This is a genomic window from Billgrantia desiderata (assembly GCF_900108215.1).
GTDB classification, from domain to species: Bacteria; Pseudomonadota; Gammaproteobacteria; order Pseudomonadales; family Halomonadaceae; genus Halomonas; species Halomonas desiderata.
Window position 1 is genome coordinate 188885 of record NZ_FNVC01000003.1, and the last position, 22171, is coordinate 211055.

At 64.9% G+C, this 22171-nt stretch carries 19 protein-coding genes; 8 read left to right on the plus strand and 11 right to left on the minus strand.

Annotated features, from left to right (window positions below):
* The first annotated feature begins 56 nt into the window (after positions 1 to 56).
* Positions 57 to 1232 (plus strand): ATP phosphoribosyltransferase regulatory subunit, encoded by a 1176-nt coding sequence (locus tag C4S71_RS04835; RefSeq protein WP_103968391.1) that lies wholly within the window; start codon positions 57 to 59, stop codon positions 1230 to 1232.
* 111 nt (positions 1233 to 1343) lie between these two features.
* Positions 1344 to 2639: an adenylosuccinate synthase gene (locus C4S71_RS04840; RefSeq protein WP_086511582.1), complete on the plus strand. Its 1296-nt coding sequence runs from the start codon at positions 1344 to 1346 to the stop codon at positions 2637 to 2639.
* A 121-nt stretch (positions 2640 to 2760) separates the two neighbouring features.
* Here the strand turns inward: C4S71_RS04840 and C4S71_RS04845 are convergent, their stop codons facing one another.
* Genes C4S71_RS04845 through C4S71_RS04870 form a run of 6 tightly spaced genes read right to left on the minus strand, consistent with a single transcriptional unit; the run spans position 2761 to position 12460 of the window.
* Entirely contained in the window at positions 2761 to 5394 is a 2634-nt protein-coding gene (locus tag C4S71_RS04845) for a tetratricopeptide repeat protein (protein WP_103968392.1), read from the minus strand.
* Between the two features lie 44 nt (positions 5395 to 5438).
* The gene (locus C4S71_RS04850; protein ID WP_103968393.1) at positions 5439 to 6686 is read right to left on the minus strand and encodes an alginate lyase family protein; all 1248 of its coding nucleotides are present in this window, start codon (positions 6684 to 6686) and stop codon (positions 5439 to 5441) included.
* Positions 6687 to 6722: 36 nt separating this feature from the next.
* On the minus strand, positions 6723 to 7580 hold the full coding sequence (locus tag C4S71_RS04855) for a polysaccharide lyase (protein WP_103968394.1): 858 nt from the start codon (positions 7578 to 7580) through the stop codon (positions 6723 to 6725).
* A gap of 19 nt (positions 7581 to 7599) precedes the next feature.
* On the minus strand, positions 7600 to 9159 hold the full coding sequence (locus C4S71_RS04860) for a PilZ domain-containing protein (protein WP_103968395.1): 1560 nt from the start codon (positions 9157 to 9159) through the stop codon (positions 7600 to 7602).
* A 19-nt stretch (positions 9160 to 9178) separates the two neighbouring features.
* On the minus strand, positions 9179 to 11104 hold the full coding sequence (locus tag C4S71_RS04865; RefSeq protein ID WP_086511587.1) for a glycosyltransferase: 1926 nt from the start codon (positions 11102 to 11104) through the stop codon (positions 9179 to 9181).
* 9 nt (positions 11105 to 11113) lie between these two features.
* Positions 11114 to 12460, minus strand: a complete 1347-nt coding sequence (locus tag C4S71_RS04870) for a UDP-glucose dehydrogenase family protein (protein ID WP_103968451.1) — start codon at positions 12458 to 12460, stop codon at positions 11114 to 11116.
* On the opposite strand from C4S71_RS04870, the gene C4S71_RS22275 reads away from it, so the two are divergent.
* Positions 12459 to 12659 carry a hypothetical protein gene (locus C4S71_RS22275; protein ID WP_146064583.1) on the plus strand — a complete coding sequence of 67 codons (201 nt, stop codon included), beginning with the start codon at positions 12459 to 12461 and terminating at the stop codon, positions 12657 to 12659. The genes C4S71_RS04870 and C4S71_RS22275 overlap by 2 nt on opposite strands.
* A 174-nt stretch (positions 12660 to 12833) precedes the next feature.
* Here C4S71_RS22275 and C4S71_RS04875 read toward each other — a convergent pair whose 3' ends face one another.
* On the minus strand, positions 12834 to 14339 hold the full coding sequence (locus C4S71_RS04875; RefSeq protein ID WP_103968396.1) for a RimK family protein: 1506 nt from the start codon (positions 14337 to 14339) through the stop codon (positions 12834 to 12836).
* A 201-nt stretch (positions 14340 to 14540) separates the two neighbouring features.
* Here C4S71_RS04875 and C4S71_RS04880 point away from each other — a divergent pair, with 201 nt between their 5' ends.
* The 5 genes from C4S71_RS04880 (at position 14541) to pepN (ending at position 19527) form a co-directional block, all read left to right on the plus strand.
* On the plus strand, positions 14541 to 15023 hold the full coding sequence (locus C4S71_RS04880) for a GNAT family N-acetyltransferase (protein WP_086511589.1): 483 nt from the start codon (positions 14541 to 14543) through the stop codon (positions 15021 to 15023).
* 62 nt (positions 15024 to 15085) lie between these two features.
* Complete coding sequence (locus tag C4S71_RS04885) at positions 15086 to 15571, plus strand: YajQ family cyclic di-GMP-binding protein (protein ID WP_086511590.1); 486 nt, start codon at positions 15086 to 15088, stop codon at positions 15569 to 15571.
* A gap of 177 nt (positions 15572 to 15748) precedes the next feature.
* Positions 15749 to 16279, plus strand: coding sequence for an Hsp20/alpha crystallin family protein (locus tag C4S71_RS04890; protein WP_086511591.1), 531 nt, complete (start codon positions 15749 to 15751; stop codon positions 16277 to 16279).
* A 137-nt stretch (positions 16280 to 16416) separates the two neighbouring features.
* Entirely contained in the window at positions 16417 to 16821 is a 405-nt protein-coding gene (locus tag C4S71_RS04895; RefSeq protein ID WP_103968397.1) for a YbaN family protein, read from the plus strand.
* A gap of 72 nt (positions 16822 to 16893) precedes the next feature.
* Complete coding sequence (gene pepN, locus C4S71_RS04900) at positions 16894 to 19527, plus strand: aminopeptidase N (RefSeq protein WP_103968398.1); 2634 nt, start codon at positions 16894 to 16896, stop codon at positions 19525 to 19527.
* A gap of 64 nt (positions 19528 to 19591) precedes the next feature.
* On the opposite strand, the gene C4S71_RS04905 is transcribed toward pepN, so the two are convergent.
* From C4S71_RS04905 to C4S71_RS22990, 4 genes are read right to left on the minus strand one after another with little or no spacing between them, the layout of a single operon-like run.
* Entirely contained in the window at positions 19592 to 19879 is a 288-nt protein-coding gene (locus tag C4S71_RS04905; RefSeq protein WP_086511594.1) for a hypothetical protein, read from the minus strand.
* Positions 19880 to 19898: 19 nt separating this feature from the next.
* A complete protein-coding gene (locus tag C4S71_RS04910) occupies positions 19899 to 20285 on the minus strand; it encodes a CBS domain-containing protein (protein ID WP_010627336.1) in 387 nt (128 codons plus the stop codon).
* Between the two features lie 25 nt (positions 20286 to 20310).
* On the minus strand, positions 20311 to 20661 hold the full coding sequence (locus C4S71_RS04915) for a P-II family nitrogen regulator (protein ID WP_086511595.1): 351 nt from the start codon (positions 20659 to 20661) through the stop codon (positions 20311 to 20313).
* Positions 20658 to 22154 (minus strand): DUF1538 domain-containing protein, encoded by a 1497-nt coding sequence (locus C4S71_RS22990; RefSeq protein ID WP_307718937.1) that lies wholly within the window; start codon positions 22152 to 22154, stop codon positions 20658 to 20660. The genes C4S71_RS04915 and C4S71_RS22990 overlap by 4 nt, the downstream gene beginning before the upstream one ends.
* Between the last annotated feature and the right edge of the window lie 17 nt (positions 22155 to 22171).

Below are 22171 nucleotides of genomic sequence, written 5' to 3' on the forward strand. Positions count from 1 at the left end.
TTTTTTACCTTCGAAACCCTTTTCGCCCCGCCCAATCGTCTTGCAGGATTGACCATATGACCATCGCTGACCGCTGGCTGCTGCCCGACGGCATGGATGAGGTGCTGCCGCCCCAGGCGAGCCGCATGGAGGAGCTGCGCCGTACGCTGCTCGATCTCTATTACCGCTGGGGATACGACCAGGTCATGCCGCCGCCGGTGGAGTTTCTCGACTCTCTGTTGACCGGTACCGGTACCGACCTGGACCTGCAGACCTTCAAGCTGACCGACCAGCTCACCGGCCGCCTGATGGGCGTGAGCGCCGACGTGACGCCTCAGGTGGCGCGGATGGATGCGCACTCCATGCGCCATCAGGGGCCGGCGCGTCTGTGCTACTGCACCAACGTACTGCGGGCCAAGGCCGACCAGTATCAGGGCGGCCGCAGCCCGGTGCAGGTCGGCGTCGAGCTGTTCGGCCACGCGGGCCTGGAAGCCGACCTCGAGATCCTGCGGCTGGCGCTGCTGAGCCTCAAGGCGGCGGGGGCCGCCGAGCTGCACTTGGCGCTGGGCCATATTGGCATCTATCGTAGCCTGGTACAGGCAGCGGCACTGGATCACGACCGTGAGCGGGCGCTGTTCGAAGCGCTGGAGCTGAAGTCGCCCGGCGCCCTGGCCGAGCAGGTCGAAGCCAGCGTACCCGACCCGGCGCTGGCGGAGATGTTCCGTGCGCTGGGACGCCTGCATGGCGGTGCCGAGGTGCTGGAGTCCGCACGCGAGGCCTTCGCCGGCGCCCCCGCGGCGGTGGCAGAAGCGCTGGCTCAGCTGCGTGCGCTGCATCAGGGCGTGATCGAGGAGCATCCCGAGGTCGAGATATACTTCGACCTGGCCGAGCTGCGTGGCTATCAGTATCACACCGGCATGATGTTTGCGGCTTTCGTGCCGGGCTACGGTCAGGCCTTGGCCAAGGGCGGGCGCTACGACGATACGGGGCGCGCCTTCGGGCGTGCGCGACCCGCCACCGGCTTCTCCATGGATCTCAAGCTGCTCGCCACGCTGGTACAGAGCGAGCCGGCCTGCGACGGCATCTGGGCACCGGCCGCCGGAGACGGGCTGAGCGAGGCGATTGCCGCGTTGCGCGACAGCGGTCACCGGGTGGTACAGGCACTGCCGGGGCAGACGACATCCCCCGAGGTGCATCGCTGCAGCCGCCGTCTGAGCCTGGTCGACGGGCGCTGGCAGACGGTGGCACTCTAGGCCTAGGCCAGATTTGGACGACACCGGCATGCGGGCCGGAACACGAGCGCGGCCCGCGGGCCGGATCATCGACGCGCACTTACGCGGCGCTGACACGAGAGACGAGACACAATGGGCAAGAATGTAGTCGTGCTGGGCACCCAGTGGGGTGATGAAGGCAAGGGCAAGGTAGTCGATCTGCTGACCGAATCCGCGGCGGCGGTGGTCCGTTTCCAGGGCGGACACAACGCCGGCCATACGCTGGTCATCGACGGCGAGAAGACCGTGCTGCACCTGATTCCCTCGGGTATCCTGCGCCAGGACAAGACCTGCGTCATCGGCAACGGCGTGGTGCTCTCCCCCGAGGCGCTGATCAAGGAGATCCGCGAGCTCGAGGCCAAGGGCGTGCCGGTGCGCGAGCGGCTGCGTCTCTCGCCGGCGTGCCCGCTGATCCTGCCCTACCATGTGCGCCTCGACCTGGCGCGTGAAAAGGCCCGCGGCGTGGCCAAGATCGGCACCACCGGTCGCGGCATCGGGCCGGCCTATGAGGACAAGGTGGCCCGTCGCGGCCTGCGCCTGGGCGACATGCTGCATCGCGAACGTTTCGCCTCCAAGCTGGGCGAGGTGCTCGACTACCACAACTTCGTGCTGGTCAACTACCACGGCGAGAAGGCGGTGGACTTCCAGCAGATCCTCGACGAGGCCATGGAGATGGCCGAAGAGCTGCGTCCCATGGTCTGCGATACCGTAGGCCTGGTGCACGAGCTGCGCCGCGCCGGAGAGAACATCCTGTTCGAAGGGGCGCAGGGCTCGCTGCTCGACATCGATCACGGCACCTATCCGTTCGTCACCAGCTCCAATACCACCGCCGGCGGCACCGCCACCGGTTCCGGCGTTGGCCCGCTCTATCTCGATTACGTACTCGGCATCACCAAGGCCTACACCACCCGGGTCGGCTCCGGCCCGTTCCCCACCGAGCTATTCGACGAGCACGGCCGGCATCTGGCCGAGCGCGGCCATGAGTTCGGCGCCACCACCGGGCGTCCGCGCCGCTGCGGCTGGTTCGACGCCGTGGCCCTGCGTCATGCGGTGCAGATCAACTCGGTTTCGGGCATCTGCCTGACCAAGCTCGACGTGCTCGACGGGCTGGAGAACATCCGGGTCTGCGTGGGCTATCGCAGCAAGGATGGTGAGGTGATGGAGAACCCCGTCGATTCCGAGGGCTACGAAGCGGTGGAGCCGCTCTACGAGGACCTGCCGGGCTGGAGCGAGTCGACGCTGGGGGCCAAGCGCATCGAAGACCTGCCGGCCAATGCACGCGCCTACATCAGCTACCTCGAGGAGAAGGTGGGCACCTCGATCGACATCGTCTCGACCGGTCCCGACCGTAACGAGACCATCGTGCTGCGTAACCCCTTCGACGCCTGATCGTGTCGGGGTGCTATCGACAGTAACGAACGAGGCCGGCCAAGCGCCGGCCTCGTTCGTTAGGCGCAGGATCGCGGTAACGCCACCTAGCCCGATGCGGTGGGTTCGCAGGCGGGTCGATCTACTCCTCCACTTCCACTTCACCGGCGGCGGCGATGGCTTCCTCGTCGGAGAGCAACTGGCGCAGCGTCTCAACGGCGAGCTGCCCCTCGCTTTCGAAGACATTGTCCAGCCACAGCAGGGCCTGCTCCTGGTTGGCCTGCAGGCCGCGGGAAGTGAGGTAGGCCTCGGCCAGAGCCAGACGTGCGCTGTGGTGCCCTTGGCTGGCGGCCTCGTAGAGGTAGTCGGCGCCTCGCTGCGGGTCGCGCTCCACCGTCACCCCGCGCAGATACTCGCGGCCGAGCGAGGCCTGCGCCCCCGGGTGGCCCTGCTCCGCGGCGGTCAACAACAGCTCATGGCCGCGCTCGACATCCTGGGCTATGGCGCCGTCGCCGCGCATCAGCGCAAGGCCGAGCGCCGCCGTGGCGTAATCTGCACCGCCATCGATGGCCTGCTGATACCAGCGTTCCGCTTCCTCGGCGTTCTGCTCGACCCCTTCACCATGCTGATAGGCCTCGCCCAGTGCGAAAGCGGCGTTCGGCATGCCTGCATCGGCGGCCTGCTGTAGCAGCTCCAGACCGCGGTCGATGTCCTGCTCCACATGGTTGCCGGTCAGGTAGGCTTCACCCAGATTGGCCCGTGCGCCGGTGTGGCCCCGGGCCACGGCGGCTTCCAGGTACTCGACGCCCGTTGCGTCATCGCCCCGATCCATGTACAGGCGGCCGAGGCTTGCGGCGGCCCCGGCATGGCCGGCCTGATGGGCTTGCCCCAGCCAGTACTCCGCCCGGCTCTGGTCGCGTTCGACGCCTTCACCGTCGAGAAAGGCACGACCGAGATCGGCCATGGCGCCAGGGTGGCCGTCTTCCGCCGCCGCCACCAGGGCCTGGATATCGCCCTGGGCGCCCAGGTCGCGCTGGACGTAGGTCAGGGCATCGTCGGCGGACTCGTGCCCCGCCTCCTGAGCGCGAGTGAGCCAGCGATTGGCCTCGGCGAGATCGCGCTCCACGCCCTCGCCATGGCGATAGGCGCGGCCCAGTACCACCATGGCATAGGCATCGCCCTCATGGGCAGCCTGGGTCACCAGTCGGATACCTTCGCGGGGATCGCCGTCCAGGCTGCCATCCAGATACGCTTCGCCGAGTTGGGTCAGCGCCGTGGTGTCACCGGCCTGGGCGGCGTGCTCGAGAAGCTCGCGCCCCCTGACTGGGTCATAGGGCAGCACCTCGCCGGCGAGATAGGCGGAGCCCAGTATGCGCATGGCCCCGCTCTGGCCGCGCTCGGCGGCCTGTTCCAGCAGCTCCTCGGCGCGAGTGGGATCGGGTGCCGTGCCGCGCCCTTCGAGCAGGGCACCGCCGAGCTGCTCGGTGGCCCAGGGGTGGCCGAGTTCATGGCTGCGTTCGAGATAGTCGACGGCAATGTAGGGCTGGCCCGCGACCCGTTCGTCATCCAGGTAGAGCGAGCCCAGTTGTGCCAACGCCAGCGGGTGATCCTGCTCGGCGGCCTGTTCGAGTAGGCCCATGCCGCGGGGCAGGTCGTTGAGCCCGGCCTGGCCTTCCACCAGGGCGCGCCCCAGGATCACTCGAGCATCGGTCGAGCCGGCTTCGATCGCCTCGCGCAGCCAGCGCTCGGCACGTACCGGTTCGGGACGGCCGGTGTCGGGTTCGAGCAGGGCCTGGCCCAGGTGGGTCATGGCATCGACGCTGCCTTGGCTCGCTGCATCCTCCAGCAGCTCGAGACCCTGCTGACGATCTCCGTCCCGGGTCAGGTCGCGCCCGGCTCGGGCCAGGGCATCGAGATCGCCCGCTTCGGCCGCCTGCTGCAACCAGTGGATGCGTTGGTTGGGCTGGTCGCCGAGCAGTCCGTCCTCGCTGTGTAACGACGCCAGCTGCAGCATGGCATTGACGTCGCCCTGGGCCGCCTCGTTTTCGAGGATGTCGGCGTAGCGCTGGGCGTAGTCCATCGAGCGAGCCGGATCTTGCTCCAGCCAGCCGCCGGGAGCATGGGCTTCTGCCAGAGCCTCGAGGGCATCTGGCTCACCGCGCGCGGCTGCTTCGCTGTAGAGCCGGTGGGCCAGTTCGGGATCGGCCTCGACGCCTTCGCCGCCTTCGGCCAGCAGATGGGCCAGCAGCACCTCTGCGTTGCGGTCGAGGTCGGCCTCCTTGGCTTGCCACAGAAGGTAGTAGGCGAGTACGTCGTTGCGCTCCACGCCTCTGCCTTCCAGATAAAGGCGGCCCAGATTGAGCGAGGCATGGCCGTGGATCGGCGAGGGCCGTTCGATGGCCTTGCCGTAGAGCCGTGCGGCCTCGACGCGATCGACTTCCACGCCCTGGCCGCGTTCGTAGAGCTTGCCCATCTCGTAGAAGGCGGGGGGGAAGCCCATTTCCATCAGCGGCTGCAACTGCTCGATGGCTTCGTCGTAACGCCCTTGGGCGATGGTATCCTGGGCAGCGTTGATGCGATCCCAGTCATAGCCATCCATCGGGGCCTCGATATCGACCTCGAACCAGCTCGAATACTCAGCGGGCACGGGGCCGGCATGCCCACCGTCGGGAGACTCTTGGCTGATGGCGCAGCCGGCCAGCCAGGCCGACAGGGTTATCGCTGCGGTGAATCGCAGCGAGGGGATGAGTCGAGTCCTGTTCGCTATTGGTTCCATGTGTTCCCCTCTCTATGTCGTGTCGTGTGGCAGTTGGCTCCGATTCAGTTTCCCAGGCCGCGGAACGCTTCGGTGCTGCGCTGCTCCTCATCCATGTAGAGGTGCTCCTGTGCATCGGGATCCATGAAGTAGAGCGTGACGAAGCCGCCCGCACTGCGGTTGTAGGTAGGGCGTACCCGGGTCACGAAGTCGGCCATCGGCTCGTGCTCGTAGTGGCTCAGGTAGATGTCCATCCAGGTGAAGTACTGTGGGTCACGCAGGAAGCCCATGAACTGTTCGAGTGGCGCGTAGTCGCCCAGCGCCGCCGGGTCGTCCAGAATCACGAACAGGAAGTCGACGGCATCGTGGATGGTGCTGCCCTGGTACTCCAGGTCGAAGATGTCGTAACCCTGACGGTGGATCACCTGCATGTTGGTGATCAGATAGTTGAGGGCATAGTTCTGGTAGTGGGTGGCGCGCCGTCCGCGACTCACTTCGAGAGGCAGTGCGCCGCTTTCGGTCATGTCGTGCAGTGCCGAATAGATAGCGCTGACGCCGAAGCGGAACAGATCGTCATCCTCGACCAGCACCCCGACCATGCTGGCGTAGAGTGCGCGGCGATAGAAGTGGTTGTTGCAGCAGCTCTCCTCAGGCTCGCCGGGAATTGCCGAGTGCTGCAGGGCGAGGCCGTGGAGCCACCGCTCCACTTCCGCTTTTTCTTCCTCGAAACCTTCGACGTGAGGACGCACGATGGAGTAGGCCATGGCAGCGGCGAACAGCATCGATTCCGAGGCGAACCAGGCTTGGGGTTCCAACGAATCGTAGCGGAAGGTGGTCAACGCCTTGGCCTCGGCCCAGCCGTGCAGATACTGCACCAGGCAGTCGGCATAGAAGGTATCGCCCGTGGCGACGAAGGCTCCGGCCAGGTCCGATACGCTGTCCTCGAAGGCGAACAGCGGCTCGGTGGCCAGCTCCCATTCATCGGGGTTGGGGTAGAAGCCCGGTATGCCGCCGCGGGTCGTGATCGGTTCGAAATTGAGCTTCTGACGACAGCTGAGCCCGAGCCCCGCCTCCTCCTTGACCTGCAGCAGCAGGGGATTCTGGGTTTCGCGCAGCAGGGCCATGCGCGCCTCGACATCGAAGTAGCTGGCATCGGTGTCGTTGACTTGGTAGTCGGAGAGGTCGAGCGCCATGCGCTCCTCTCGCGAGAGGGTGTCGGCCATCACCGCGCTGCCACCCAACGCCAGCAGGGCGGCGGGCAACAACGACAGCACGGGGTGTCGGATAAGTCCTTTTACTGCAGCAAGGGGCATGATCGGCGTCGCTCCATTGGCGCTCGAACGTGGGTGTCAGGGGGTGTAGAAACGGAAGGCGGCAAAGTCGACGTATTGATCGCGGGGCGTGCGCCACCCTTCACCGGTGCCGCCGAAGAAGGTCGAGAACATCAGGCCGTCGATGGTGAGGTCGGGCGTGGTGCGAAACACTACGTTCTGGTGCTCCAGCACCGGACGACCATCGACCCAGAGCCTGGCAATGCCGTTATCCTGACCGGGATCGTTGAGCACCACCTCCTGCTCGATGGTCACCCACTGACCGAGCGGAAAGTGCCAGAAGCCGCGCCCGATGGATTCACCCTCGAAGCCGACCACATAGGGGTAGAGTTCTCCCTCGCCCTCCTCGCGCCACATCAGGCGCATCGAAAAGCCGCTCACGCCATCGACCTCTTCACCGCCCGAGGGGGCTTCCCCGCCATACAGGCCCGGCAGCTTGCCGCCGCGGACGAAGTCGAAATCGGCGGGAAAGCGGACCATATAGCTCAGGCAGGCTTGCTCGGCGCCCTGAAACGAGGGGGGATCGCTGTAGAAACCGGCGCCGCCGCGGGGCTCCTCGCCCGGTGACGAGGTGCCGGCGGGGTAGTGCACGCGCAGGCCTGGCTCGTCGATACCGGTCTGTCCGGCTCCCAGACGCTCGACGTTTTCATCGGTACCCCAGTGGCGCGTGGTGTGGAAGTTCTGGCGCACGGAGGCGTGGCCGTCTCTGTACGCTGCATCTGCAGCCTGGCGCGGCCGCGGGGTTTCTATCGCTCTGTAGCGCTGTGAGCAGGCTTCGACCTGGGGAATGCCGACGAGGGCATCGGCGCCCTCGTCGCTGTGGCCGGCCGCTGCCGGCAGCAGGGTCAACCCCCCCAGCAGCAGGCCGGTATACATGCCGACGGTCCTGCGTTCCTTAGCTGTCGTCGGTAACTTCATCGTTGTCCTCCATGGCTGCGCGGTAGATGTCGTCGCCGAACTGGATGACCGAGCGCACCCCTTGCCAGATCCGCTCCGAGGCGGCGCCCAGCAGCGGGGCTTCGGTAAAGCGCACGTCCACCGGTTGGCCGACGCTCTCGGCCGGCAGCGGCTCCTCCGGTACCAGCAGCACGCTGGCCACGTTCTGCTGCTGTCGCACCCAACTGGGAAACCCGGCGCGCGGCTGGCGTTCGACGTCCAGCGCAACGTTGCGCACCCGAGCGCGAATGGGCTGGTTGGCATTGGCCAGGGTAACGTAGGCCTGCTGGTCGGGGTCGATGCGGCTGATGTCGTTCATGTGCACCAACGCCTCGACCAGCACGTCGTCCTCGTCGGTGCGGATCAGTGTCATGATCCGTTCGCTCTCGTTGATGTAGACCCCGTCGGCACTGCTCAGCGCCCATGCCACCAGACAGTCGCAGGGGCTGTAGATGTCATTGCTGGCCATACGGGCCTCGAGGGCGGCGATACGCGAGCTCTCGTAGTCGCGCACCGTTTCGAACTGGTCGATACGCGCCTGGGCGATCTCCGGCGAGACGGACTCGAAGGTCATGGTGTCGCCGCTGGCCGGCTGGGCCGAGTTGGCCAGGCTGACTTCCTGCATGCCGCCTTCGATGTGTTCGCGCAGGTTGTCGAGCAGCCGGTTGTTGTAGTCCAGCGCCGCCTCGGCAAGGATCAGATCGGACTCCAGGTCGCTGTTGATCACGTTGGTCAAAAGCTGGTCGCGCTCGACCTGGTCGCCGGCCACCAGTTCGTGTTCGCCGAGAATGCCCGGACTGGGCGCACGAATATCGATGCGCGGTGCCGTCACGGCGGCGAAACTGGGCTCGATCAGCATGAAGTTGCGGTAGGCGGTGGCGGCGCCTACCAGCACCAGCACGCCGATGGCGGCGAACAGCAGGATGTAGCGCCCCATGGGCTTGGGCGGGCGCGCCGGCGGCAGCGCTCTGGACGCCTGACGCTTGCGCGGCGTCTGGGGGTCTTCGCCGCCTATCAGTCCTTCGACGTTGGGCGAGCGGCCGCTGAGGGCGCTGCGGATGATCTGACGCAGCAGCTCGCGGTGCTGCGGCTCGATCTCGGTGATCTCGAAGCTGACGTCGTAGCCCTCGCCGCGGGCTGCGGGCGTGGTGCGCAGGCACTCCGCCTTCAGCGGGACGATCAGCTCGGTGGCACCTGCCATCATCAGCAGTGAGGCGGTGATGCGCTGGCCGGGCTGATAATCCCGCCGGCTGTGGGCGGAAAAGCCGCCCAGGGAGACGTCGTTGCCGCTCAGCTCCGTATCGCTGTCGGCCAGATCGACGCGAAAGGGCAGGGTGACGCGAATGTAGCCACGCTCGTCACGGCGCTCATGCTGCAGGCGGTCGCCGCGAGTCAGGCGCACGCTGTCGTGATCGGCGCCTTCCGGCTCGCCGGCAGCGTCGGGTTGCTTCCTTGCGCGGCTCCCACCCAGGGTAGGCTCGTGTCGCTTGGGGTCGTCGTTGGAAAAATGATCAGCCATCCGTAGGTCGCTCCTTGCGTCAGGGTTGAGTCGTCGCCACTTCCGTTTGGGCGGCGGGCTCGACCCTGAGTCTTACGTTGACGAGGGTCAGGTTGTGTTCATCGAGGGCCAGCTGGCAGGAGGCATCCACGGTGCACTGCACGGCATCCTGGATCGGCTCGCCATCGGGGCCCCGCATCAGTTCCGCCAAGGCGGGCGATATCGCCAGCGTGGTGCGCTCATTGCCATGAATCTGCTTGTCGCTCGGCCGGGCGCTTTGTTGCAGGGTGTCGATCAGGTCGCCTTCCAGCCGAAAGTGTCCTGGCGGGAGTCGTACCGCGTCATTGGTTCTGTCGGCAATGGCGGCACCGATCCAGCGATCGAGCCGCTCCGGCTGCTGGTTGCGCTCCCAGGTCTGGTCCCGGGCGATATGCAGCGATGTGCGGTCGGGCGGCTCCATCACGCCGGTCGACAGGATCAGCACGAACAGCAGCACGCCGTAGGCAAAGCCATGCAGTACGTGGCCCATTCGGCGCTGTCTGCGGGCCGCCACCGGATCGTCCGGCTCGCCGGCGGAAATGCCCTGGCGTGACCACTTCTGCCGGTTGAAGCGGAAGCTGACGTAGGTCTTCAGCATCGCGCCCCACACCTGGTTGTAGTAGATCAGCGGGATCCACAGCAGGCTGAATCGCCCGCGCTGCCAGGCAAGGATGAGAGTGGCGATGCCACGGGTCATCAGGATCCACAGCACGTAGGCGAAGAAGAACGAGGGCCTGACGAACAGCGATACCAGGGTCACCACGGTGGGGCCGACGAGGGTCGTCCACATGGAGAGGCGCTGATCGATCAGGCTCCACCAGGTAAACATGCCCATCGGGCGAGGCCCCAGCGCAATGGCGCGGTTGCTGGTGCGCAGCATGTTGCCGTACCAGCGACGCATCAGGTCGGTGGTCGAGGCAAAGAAACGCCGACGATCGGGCAGCTCCTCGAATCCCGTCACGTAGACGTCGGGAATGTAGAGCATGCGCCAGCCTTTCTTCAGCAGCCAGAACCACGAGGACTTGTCGTCACCCGAGAGGAACTTGAAGTTGCCGAAGCGCCAATGGTCGACATGGTCGCTCTCGATCAGCTCGATGAAGTCGGGCTGAGTCGCCAGGTCGGCACGGAACACGCTGTAGCGGCCGGTGAGCACCAGCAGTCGACGCGATACCGACATCGAGCTCATCATCAGGTGGCGCTGCGCATAGCGCAGGTCGTACCACTCGCGGGTGGCGTCGTTGCCGGTCACCTCGGCACGGTTGTTGGTGGTCAGCGCCCCCAGGTCGTCCTGGGACACGAAGAAGGAGAGCGAACGGGACAGCGTGCCCGGCTCGAGCCGGATATCGCCATCCATCGAGATCAACAGCGATCCCGGCGCCGGCAGGCGCCGGGAGATCGCCCGCAGCACCTCGGCCATGGCCGAGCGCTTGCCGTCCCCCTTCTGGAACATGTAGCGCACTTCGACGTTCTGCGGCCAGCCGTGCTCGTCCATGACGTGAGTGATGACATCCACGTCGGTACGATCCGAGACGGAGGCGAAGATCGTCGTCGGCACGCCGTAGGTGTGAGCTTCCCTGACCAGAGCGTCATAGACCTGGAAGTTGACCCGAGCCTCGATGCGAAACGAGGTGCACAGCACGAACAGCTCCGGTGGCTTTTCGTGCTCGCCCACCGCATCGGCCTCGGCCCGCATGCGTGGGAAGAGCACACGGTTGTACCAGACCGAGCGGATTGCCTGCACCGCCCACCAGGAGTAGCGCCAGATGGCAATCGTCCCGATGACGAAGAAGAAGCTCTGCGACTCGGGCGAAAACACATCCGTCGGCAGCTCGCTGACGATCAGTATCAGCAGCGCCATGCCGAACACGAAGGTGGTCAGCTCCGTGACTCGGCTGGCGACGGTGTGGTCGCGGGGAGTAGCGGACATTGCAGCTCCTCACGCCAGCACGGGTCGTACGGAGTCACCTCGACCGATACCGTAGTAGGCGAGCCCGGCTCGCTTGACGGTCTCGGGTTGGAACAGATTGCGACCATCCACCAGCACCGGCTCCTCGAGCTTGTCGTGCAGCTCGGCGAAGTCGATGGTGCGGAAGGCCTTCCATTCGGTGCAGATCACCAGCGCGTGGGCGCCCTCCAGGGTATCGTCGCGGCGTTCGGCCAGTACCAGATCGTCGCGCTCGCCGTAGATACGGCGACACTCGTCGGAGGCTTCCGGATCGTAGGCCTGGACACGCGCGCCGGCGTCCCACAGCGCTTCCATCAGCGCGCGGCTGGGCGCCTCGCGCATGTCGTCGGTATTGGGCTTGAAGGCCAGCCCCCAGATGGCGATGGTCTTGCCTGCCAATTGACCGTCGAAGGCCTGGCAGAGCTTCTCGAACAGCTTGTTCTTCTGCCGCGCATTGACCCGCTCTACCGCCTTGATCATCTCGGCCGGATGGCCGATCTCCTCGGCGGTGTGGGCCAGCGCCTTGACGTCCTTGGGAAAGCAGGAGCCGCCGTAGCCGCAGCCGGGATAGATGAAGCTGTAGCCGATGCGCGGGTCGGAGCCGATGCCGTGGCGAACCTCTTCGACGTCGGCGCCGAGGCGCTCGGCGAGGTTGGCGACTTCGTTGATGAAGCTGATCTTGGTCGCCAGCATGGCGTTGGCGGCGTACTTGGTCAGCTCGGCGCTGCGCACGCCCATGAACATCATCTTGTCGCGCTGACGGTTATACGGCCCGTAGCACTCCAGCATGGCCTGCTTGACGCGCTCCGAATCGGTGCCGACGACGATGCGCGAGCCGCGGGAGAAATCCTCTATTGCAGCACCTTCCTTGAGAAACTCCGGATTGGAGCAGACGTCGAACTCCAGGTCGACGCCGCGTTTCTCGAGCTCGGCGGCAATCGTGCGTTCCACCTTGCTGGCCGTGCCGACCGGCACGGTCGACTTGTCGACGACGATCTTGTAGTCGTTCATGTACTGGCCGATGGTTTCGGCGACCTTCAGCACGTACTTGAGGTCGGCGCTGCCATCCTCGTCGGAGGGGGTGCCCACGGCGATGAACTGCAGCAGACCGAACTCGACCGCCTTGGCGGCATCGGTGGTGAACTCGATACGGCCGGCAGCCTTGTTCTTGCCGATCAGATCTTCCAGGCCGGGCTCGTAGATGGGAACTTCGCCGGCGTTCAGCCGTGCGACCTTGTCCTGGTCGACGTCCACGCACATGACCTGGTGGCCGACATCGGCCAGACAGGCGCCGGTGACCAGTCCCACATAGCCTGATCCGAAGATGGTGATTTTCATGATCGTCATCGCTCCTTGCAGTGATGCCCTGTTCATCCAATCAACGCCGCCTGCGCCGGTATCCACCGACGCTAACGGCGCACAGGGCCGGGTTTTCTTCGTTAGCGTGTCATACGGTAGGCAACATCCACGCCAACTGGAAAAAAGTCTTTCCAATCAGAAAGCTGGCGTGAAGATAAAGAATTGTTATCAGACATGATGGTGCTGTTGTGTCGCCATTAGGAGACGTCTCAGGCGCAAAGTTCACTGAGCCTTGCAGATCAAGGGCTTGATCTGTCTCCTAACAGCGACAAGGATAGGAGGTGTTTGGGTAATATATTGATTGAATTTGTTTTGTTGAGTAAGGAAGGGGTGTTTCCGAGCAGCGACGCCCTTACTCGCTGGCCGACCTTGCCGCTACCCGGGCTTCCATACGTGTCAGGAACACGCTCATGATGCGCTCGTAGAGCTGGCGTCCGAGCAGGGCATCCTCGATACCGGCATCCACGTTGGGGTTGTCGTTGACCTCGATGACCACGACCCGCTCTCCCGCCTGCTTGATGTCGACGCCATAGAGCCCGTTGCCGATCAGGCGCGTGGCCTTCAAGGCTGCCTTGATGACCGCCGATGGCACCTCGGACGGATCGTGGGTGGTGAAACCGCCGCTCTTCACGCGTGCTCCCGAGTGGTCATAGATCTGCCAATGACCGCGGGCCATGTAATAGCGGCTGGCGAACAGCACCTGGCCGTCCAGCACGCCGATACGCCAGTCGTACTCGGTGGGCAGCCACTCCTGCAGCAGCAGCAGCGCGGAGTCGTCGAACAGCCGTCTGGTTTCGCGCTCGAGCTGCTCCAGCGACTCGACCTTGACCACGCCGCGGGAGAAGGAGCCGTCGGGAATCTTCAGCACCATGGGAAAGCTCATGCCGGCGACGCGCTCGGCCAGCGGGCGTCGGTCGCGGCGCTTGAGCAGGACCCCCTCCGGTGCCGGGACGCCCCGTGCCCGGAGCAGCGCATGCAGGTAGACCTTGTTGGTACAGCGCAGGATGTCCCGCGGCGAGTCGATCACCACCAGCCCCTCATGCTCGGCGAGCCTTGCCATGCGGTAGGTGTGATGGTCCAGCGCGGTGGTTTCGCGGATGAAGAGGCCGTCGAATTCGGCCAGTCGGCCGGCGTCGCGCCGGGTGATCAGCGATACGTCGATGCCCAGCTTGCGTCCGGCGCGAATGAAGGCCTTGAGCGCACTGGTGTTGCTGGGCGGCATGACCTCCTTGGGATCGACCAGGATGGCCAGGTCGAAGCGGTAGCGGCGGCGCGCCTTGGGGGTGCGCCATACCTTGCGCGAGTGGCGGTTCAGCGCCGAGGCGAACAGGTCCTGCTCGTCGACGTTGAGATCGCGCAGCGCCACCGGCTTGAGGCGGGCCAGGCGCCACAGGTCGTGGCGCCGCACCAGGCGTGCCTCGAGCAGCGGACAGGGCAGGCGCTCGAAGAGCTTGCGGGCGAGACGGCCCAGCTCGGGTTCGAGGCATTCGCCGAACAGCACCCGCAGCGTCACGCTGTCGCCGGCGAGGCGGCCCTGGCGTGCCAGTTCGCCCAACAGCGGGGCCAGCGTATCCAGCTGCAGATCGACCAGCGCCTTGCGCGACAGCTCGTTGAGGGTCTCCACGCTCGGCAGCACCCGCTGCCCACGGGCCTGGGCGAGCAGGGAGACGTAGTAGCCGGTACCCAGGTAGTCGAGTTCGCCGCACAGATTGATCACATGGGTGCTGCGGTCCTGGTCGGCGGCACTGCGGTGACGGCGGTCCAGGGCAAGGAAGTCGTCAGCGCTGATCAGGTCCTCGGAGGGGTAGTAGGGCTGCCAGTCTTCCTGTCGATCGACGACGATACGCAAGGGGCACATGGTGAGTTCCGTTCGGTTGAAAACGATGGCAGAGCGCTGCCGAATGCGGCCAGCATGCCGCTGCAACTTCCAGTCGACAAGCGTGTCGACTGGTGAAATGATTTCATGATCCCGATCCACCAACAGCAGTGTCGGGACGACTATCGTGTCCCTACGACATATGATGATTGCAGCCCGTTGCGGCCCGTTGCGGAGAGTTCGATGAGCGTTACGTTGCGTCAGGCCCGTCCTCAGGATCTGGACGCACTCTATCGCCTGGAACAGCTGGCCTTCAGCGGCGACCGCTTCAGCCGCCGGCAGCTTTGGCACCTGTTGAATCGCGCTCATGCCGAGACCCTGCTTGCCGAGGCAGAGGATGGGCGACTGCTGGGCTACGGCACCTTGCTGTTCCGGCGCGGCAGCCGACGAGCCCGGCTCTACTCCTTCTGTGTCCACCCGGAAGCGCGTGGTAGCGGCTTGGGGCGTCGCCTGCTCGAAGCGCTGGAGCGCCTGGCCGTGGCTCAGGGGGCCGATGCCCTGGGGCTCGAGGTGAGAGCCGACAACCGTATCGCGCTGGGGTTGTATCGCCGCATGGGGTTTCGTCTGGAGCGATGGCTCGACGATTACTACGAAGACGGCTGTGCCGGCTGGCAGATGGGCAAGTCGCTCGTCGCAGCAGAAGATCCGGTTGAAGAAGCCTCCTAGACGCGCAGGGGGCAGCCTAGGCTGGTAGACTTTTCGGCGTACCGGGCAAACAGGGAAAAGCCATGCCTTCTTTCGATATCGTTTCCGAATATGACAAGCACGAAGCCAGCAACGCGGTGGATCAGGCCAATCGCGAGATCCAGAGCCGCTTCGACTTCAAAGGCGTCAAGGCCAGCTTCGAGCTGAACGGCGACACGGTGCTGCTCGAAGCCGAAGTCGATTTCCAGCTCAAGCAGATGCTCGACGTCTTGCGCAACCGTCTCATCGCCCGTGGCATCGATGCGCGCTGCATGGACGTGCAGGAGCCCGAGCTTTCCGGCGTGCGCGCCCGCCAGGAGGTCAAGCTCAAGCAGGGGCTGGAGCAGAAGGAGGCCAAGGACATCGTCAAGCGCATCAAGGACAGCAAGCTCAAGGTCCAGGCCCAGATTCAGGGTGAGAAGGTGCGCGTCACCGGCAAGAAGCGTGACGATCTGCAGGATGTGATTGCCATGCTGCGCGGCGAGGGCGGCCCAGACCTGGCACTTCAGTTCGACAATTTCCGCGATTGAGCGGTGCGGTAGTGCGCCATCGGCCCGTCAGCGGTCGATGGCAAATCTTGACCTGGGGCAAGCAAGCCGCAGCCCACCCTTGAAATTTCCTCCGACGTCACCAATTTTACCCTTGCTGACACAGGGCCGAATGGCCTGCCCGTTGCGTCACGTGTTTGGAAGAACAGGAGGTGGCGTATGAACCTGCAGAAATTCTCTCCCTGGAACTGGTTCAAGAGCGAGAGTGCCGATGCCGGCACGCCGGTGCCCGTCGAGCCGCGTCGCGGCGAGCTCTCGCCGTTGCTCGGCATGCACCAGGAGCTCGACCGCTGGATGAACGACGTCATGCGTCAGTTCGGCATGCCTTCCCTGGAGAGCCGCTTTGGCGAGATTCCCGGCCTGCTGCGGCCGCAGCTCGACATTGCCGAGCGCGATGACGAGTACCTGATCAGCGTCGAGGTGCCGGGTGTCGAAGAGAAGGACGTCAAACTCACCTTGGATGACCATCGCCTGGTGATCGAAGGCGAGAAACGCCAGGAAAGCACCACCAAGGAAGACAAGTTCCAGCGTATCGAGCGCTCCTATGGCAGTTTCCGCCGGGTGCTGGATCTTCCCGCCGATGCTCGCACCGAAGAGATCAGGGCCAGCTTTGCCAATGGCGTGCTCGAGGTGCACGTACCTCGCAGCGGCGAGGTCAAGTCGCAGCGTCGTGAAATTCCCATTCACTAACGAAAATGGACTCCGTCAGCTCGCCTCCGGGCGGGCTTTCTTTTTTCTAACGCGTCCATAGGGATGGCTGATTGGCTCGCACTGGCGAGATGCGCTTCAATGAGGAGAGCTGGCAACGCCGAATTGGAGCTACCTGCATGCATTCGCTTCGACGCGCTCTCTATATCGCTCTGGCATGGGTCAGCTTCGGGCTCGGCGTCATCGGTGTCTTCGTGCCGCTGATGCCGACGACCTGTTTCATGCTGCTGGCGGTATGGGCGGCCTCTCGCGGCTCACCGAGCTTCGCTCGGTGGATACGTGAGCACCCGCGCTTCGGTCCCACCGTGGTGGCCTGGGAGGGCGAGCGCGCCATTCCTCGTCACGCCAAATGGCTTGCCGGCGCCATGCTGGCCTTCTCGATCCTGGTGCTCCTCTTCACCCTGAGTGTGGTGTGGCTGAAAGTGCTGCTGGTGAGCGGTCTGACCCTGCTGGGGCTGTGGATCGTCACGCGCCCCGAACCCGTTCGGCTGGCAGGCGACTCGGCGCGTTTCGTGCGCCGCTGACGCAATGCGCCTTTGAGGTTGGGGAGCCGCCAACCGTACAATGGGCGCCGACCATGGACAGGAGTCTTCCCGATGTCTGAACCCAAGCCGACGTATCGCCATGACTATCGGCCGCCCGCCTACCGTGTGACCCATGTCGGGTTGACCTTCGAGCTCGATCCCGCGGCGACCCGAGTCAAGGCGAGCCTGCAACTGGAGCGCAATCCGGAGCGCGAGGCCGATGCGCCCCTCGAGCTCGACGGTGAGCAACTGATCCTGAAGTCAATCGCCATCGACGGCCAGCCCTTGTCCGGCGACGAGTACACGCTCGGCGAGAGCGGGCTGACCCTGCACCGTCCACCCCAGCGCTTCCGCCTGGACACTGAAGTGGAGATCGCGCCCAGGGAGAACACGGCGCTGGAAGGGCTCTATCTCTCCAACGGCATGTACTGCACCCAGTGCGAGGCCGAGGGCTTTCGCCGCATCACCTACTACCCGGATCGCCCGGACGTGATGGCCACCTTCTCCACTACCGTGATCGGCGACAAGGCGAGCCTGCCGGTGCTGCTCTCCAACGGCAACCCGGTGGAGCGGGGCGAGCTGCCCGGTGGGCGCCACTTCGTCACCTGGGACGATCCCTTCCCCAAGCCCAGCTACCTGTTTGCGCTGGTGGCCGGCGACCTCGAGAAGGTCGAGGATCGCTTCACGACCATGAGCGGGCGCGAGGTCACGCTGCAGATCTGGGTCGAGGAGGAGAACCTGGGCAAGACCGACCACGCCATGGCCTCGCTCAAGCGCGCCATGCAGTGGGACGAGGAGACCTACGGACGCGAATACGATCTCGACCTGTTCATGATCGTGGCGGTCAACGATTTCAACATGGGCGCCATGGAGAACAAGGGGCTCAACATCTTCAACTCGGCGGCGGTGCTGACCCATCCGCATACCGCCACCGATGCGACGTTCCAGCGGGTCGAGGGCATCGTCGCCCACGAGTACTTCCACAACTGGTCGGGCAACCGCGTTACCTGCCGCGACTGGTTCCAGCTCTCGCTGAAGGAGGGCTTCACCGTCTTTCGCGACCAGTGCTTCTCCGCCGACGTCAATTCGGCGCCGGTCAAGCGCATCGAGGACGTGGCCTTCTTCCGCACCGCCCAGTTTGCCGAGGATGCCGGTCCCACCGCGCACCCGGTGCGCCCCGATCACTACATCGAGATCGGCAATTTCTATACCCTGACCATCTACGAGAAGGGCGCCGAGGTGGTGCGCATGCTGTGCAACCTGGTGGGCTGGGAGGCCTTCCGCCGCGGCAGCGATCTCTACTTCGAGCGCTTCGACGGACAGGCGGTGACCATCGAGGACTTCGTCGAGTGCATGGCCGAAGCCTCGGGGCAGGATCTCTCCCAGTTCATGCGCTGGTACTCCCAGGCCGGCACCCCGGAGATCGATGCCTACGGCGAGTACGACTATGCCCACGCCGAATATCGCCTGACGCTGCGTCAGCGCACGCCGGCCACCCCCGGCCAGCCCGACAAGCAGCCGCTGCACATTCCCATTCGCATGGGCCTGGTGGGCACCAAGAGCGGCCGCGACCTACCCTTGACGCTTGACGGTGAGTCGCTGGGCAGCGATGGCGTGATCCACCTGCGCGAAGAGGAACAGACCTACGTCTTCACCGACGTTTCCGAGGCCCCGATACCCTCGTTGCTGCGCGGCTTCTCGGCGCCGGTGCAGCTGCGCTTCCCCTACGGCCGCGAGGATCTGGCCTTCCTGCTGGCCAACGACTCGGATGGCTTCAATCGCTGGGACGCGGGGCAGCGCCTGGCGATGCTGGCGCTGGACGATCTCATCGCCGCGCATCGCAACGGCGTGGAGAAGGTCATGGACCCGCGCGTGGTCGAGGCCTTACGCGCCCTGCTCGAGCGCGGCGGCGACGACAAGGCGGTGCTGGCTGAGATGCTGACGCTACCGAGCGAGGCCTACATCGCCGAGCAGCAGCCGCTGGTGGACGTCGAGGCGATCCACGCGGCACGCACCTTCGTCAAGCAGTCGCTGGCAGCGACCCTGCGCGACGACTTCATGCGTGTCTTTGAAGAGAACGTGAGCGATGCACCCTACGCGCCGGAGCCCGAGCAGATCGCCCGGCGCAGCCTGAAGAACGTGGCGCTCTCCTATCTCATGGCCATCGAGGACGAACAGGCCATCGAGCTTGCCCGGCGGCAGTTCGAGGCCGACCACAACATGACCGACGTGCGCCATGCGCTGACACTGCTGACCCACAGCAGTCGTGACGATCTGGCCACCCCCGCACTGCGCGCCTTCGGCGAGAAGTGGGCTCACGACTCGCTGGTGATGGATCAGTGGTTCACCATTCAGGTCACCCGGCCTCAGCCGGATGCCCTCGATCGGGTCAGACACCTGATGGCCCATCCCGCCTTCTCGCTGAAGAACCCCAACAAGGTACGTGCTCTGGTCGGCGCCTTCGCCAACCAGAACCGCATCAACTTCCATCGTGCCGACGGGGAGGGCTACCGGCTGCTGAGCGACGTGGTGATCGAGCTCAACCGGCTCAACCCGGAGATTGCCGCGCGGCTGGTCACGCCGCTGACGCGCTGGCAGCGCTTCGACGAGTCGCGCCAGGCGCTGATGAAGGGCGAACTCGAACGCATCCGCGCCGAGAAGCTCTCGCCCAACGTCTATGAGGTGATCGAAAAGGCTCTTGCCTGAGTAATTTCCTGCTGCGCTCGGTATCCGACGGGTTATCAAGCGCAGCAGCAAAGCCTCCGCCCAATCAATAGATCAGCCAGCTCAGCACCGTAACCCCCAGCACCGCCCAGATCAGGGTGGCGACGATGCGTCGGCGCAGCAGGGCGCGTAGCGCCAGGTAGAGCAGCCACAGGCCGAGCAGCAGCACCGCCAGGCTGACCAGGGTGGCGGGGATGCCCAGCGCGCTGGCCAGGCCGTCGAAGAAGCCCCGGGCGGAGGCGCCCAGGTTGTAGAAGAAGACGATCAGCAGGTCGACCACGAAGCGAATGATCTCGCCCAGGGTTTCGCCCAGCCAGGAGAAGAACTCTTGCATGCGCAGATCCGTGTTCGGCTTACTCGATCATGTCGAGCACGGTGCCTACGATATCATCCATCGTGACCAGGCCCAGCAACTTGTTGTCGTCCAGCACCAGCACCCGCTTGACCACACTGTCGGTCATCAGGCTGGCGACGTGGCGCACGTCCAGCGACTCGCCGACGCCGATGGCCGGCTTGGCACAGACGTCGTAGACGTTGATCAGGTCGATGTCGCCGTTCTCGGCGACGATGGTCTTGAGGATATTGGTATAGGTGATCAACCCCCAGGCATCGTGGGGATCCTGCTGCTCCACCACCAGACTCTTTAGATTGTGGCGCTTCATCAGGCTCAGCGCATCGCGCAGGGTGGCGAAGGGGGATACCGTCACCACGTCGCGGTTCATGATGTCCTTGACCAGCATCTCGTTCTCTCCGTCAATCTCGCGCTCAAACGTCTTGCCTGAGCCGCTCTTCGAAGCGTTTGACCTGTGCCATGTCGATACCTCCCAGGTGTTCCACCGGTAGCGTCATGACCAGGCCGCGGGAATCCTCGCCGGTGGGATTGAGCACCTGGCGGATGGCCTTGAGCACCTTCAGCGACAGTCCCTTCTCGAGGGTCAGCAGCATGATGCTCTGACTGCCTTCGTAGGTCAGGCCGAAGAAGGTCTTCTTGCGCTCGCCGCCGATGCCGCGTCCGGTCATCAGCGTCATGCCCACCGCGCCGGCCTCGGTGGCGGCGTCGATGCACTCCTGTTCGAGGTCTTCCGGCACGATGGCGACCAACAGCGAAAACTTCATCTCGTCTTGCCTCCCGGCTTTGCCACTCTCTCCATCACGATGGCATAGCTCATGACGGTCACGATAGGAAAGATCGAGGCGAAGGCGATCAGCCCGAAGCCGTCGATCAACACGTTTCGACCCTCGATCTGACTGGCCAGGCCGATCCCCAGAGCGGTGACCAGCGGCACCGTCACCTCGGACGTTGTAACGCCACCCAGGTCGAAGGCCAGCGCCACGATGTAGCGGGGCGCCAGGGCGGTGAGCAGGATCACCAGCACATAGCCGCCGATGATGTAGTAGTGGATCGAATCGCCGCTGATGATGCGATGCACGCCGATGGTGATGCCGATCGCCACGCCCAAGGCAACCAGGATGCGAATGACGTTGCCCTGAATCTTGCCGGCGGCGGCTTCTTCGGCCTGCTGACCCACGGCGATCAGCGCCGGTTCGGCCATGGTGGTGGCAAAGCCGATGCAGAAGGCGAACAGGTAGACCCACAGCCAGGTATCGAAGCCGATCAACTGGGCGGCCATGCTCTGGCCGATGGGGAACAGGCCGAGCTTGAGACCCACCACGAAGGCATAGAGCCCGACGATCACCAGGGCGAAGCCGATGCCCACCTTGAGCGGGCTGGCCAGGGGGTGGCGCAGCACGGCGTACTGGAAGAACAGAATGACCAGGATGATCGGCAGTACGTCGCGCAGCATGCCGAACAGGTCGAGGATCATCGTCACCCAGCCGGCGGGTGGGGCGACGTCGGCTTCGGCGTGCAGCATCTCGGCGCTGCCGGCCAGGGTGACCGGGTCGGCGTAGACCAGGATCCCGTAGAGCTGCACGCTGATCATCGGCACCATGACCGCTAGCGCCACCAGGCCGAAGCCGTCGACCAGCGGGTTGCGACCGCGAATAGAGGCGGCCAGACCGATGCCCAGCGCGGCGATCAGCGGTACGGTGACGATGTTGGTGGTCACGCCGCCGGAGTCGTAAGCCAGGCCGACGATCTCCTCGGGAGCGAAGAAGGTGACCAGCACCACCACGACGTAGCCGACGATCATGTACCAGTGCAGCGGATGGCCGAGGATCACCCGGAACACCCCCAGCGCCATCACCAGGCCCACCGAACTGGCCACGATCAGGCGCAGCGTCAGGGCATCGATGCGGCCATCGCTGATGAGGGCGGCCTGCTCGGCCACGGCGATCAGCGCCGGCTCGGCAATGACGGCAGAAAAACCGATGGCGAAGCCGAACAGCATCAGCAGCGGCATCGAGCCGCGCCGGGTGAACTGGTTGGCGAGTCGCTTGCCTACCGGGAAGATGCTAAGTTCCAGCCCTTGCAGGAACAGGGCCACGCCCAGGGCCACGATCAGCAGTCCTGCCGCCATGCCCAGGCCGCCCTCGGGCCACTCGCGCAGCAGCAGCGCCTGGAATGCCACCACCACGATGATGATCGGCAGCAGGTTGCGCAGGGCATGGGCCAATGCGTGCAGAAAATCCTTGAATTGCTCTACCAAGACCGACTCCCTGGCAA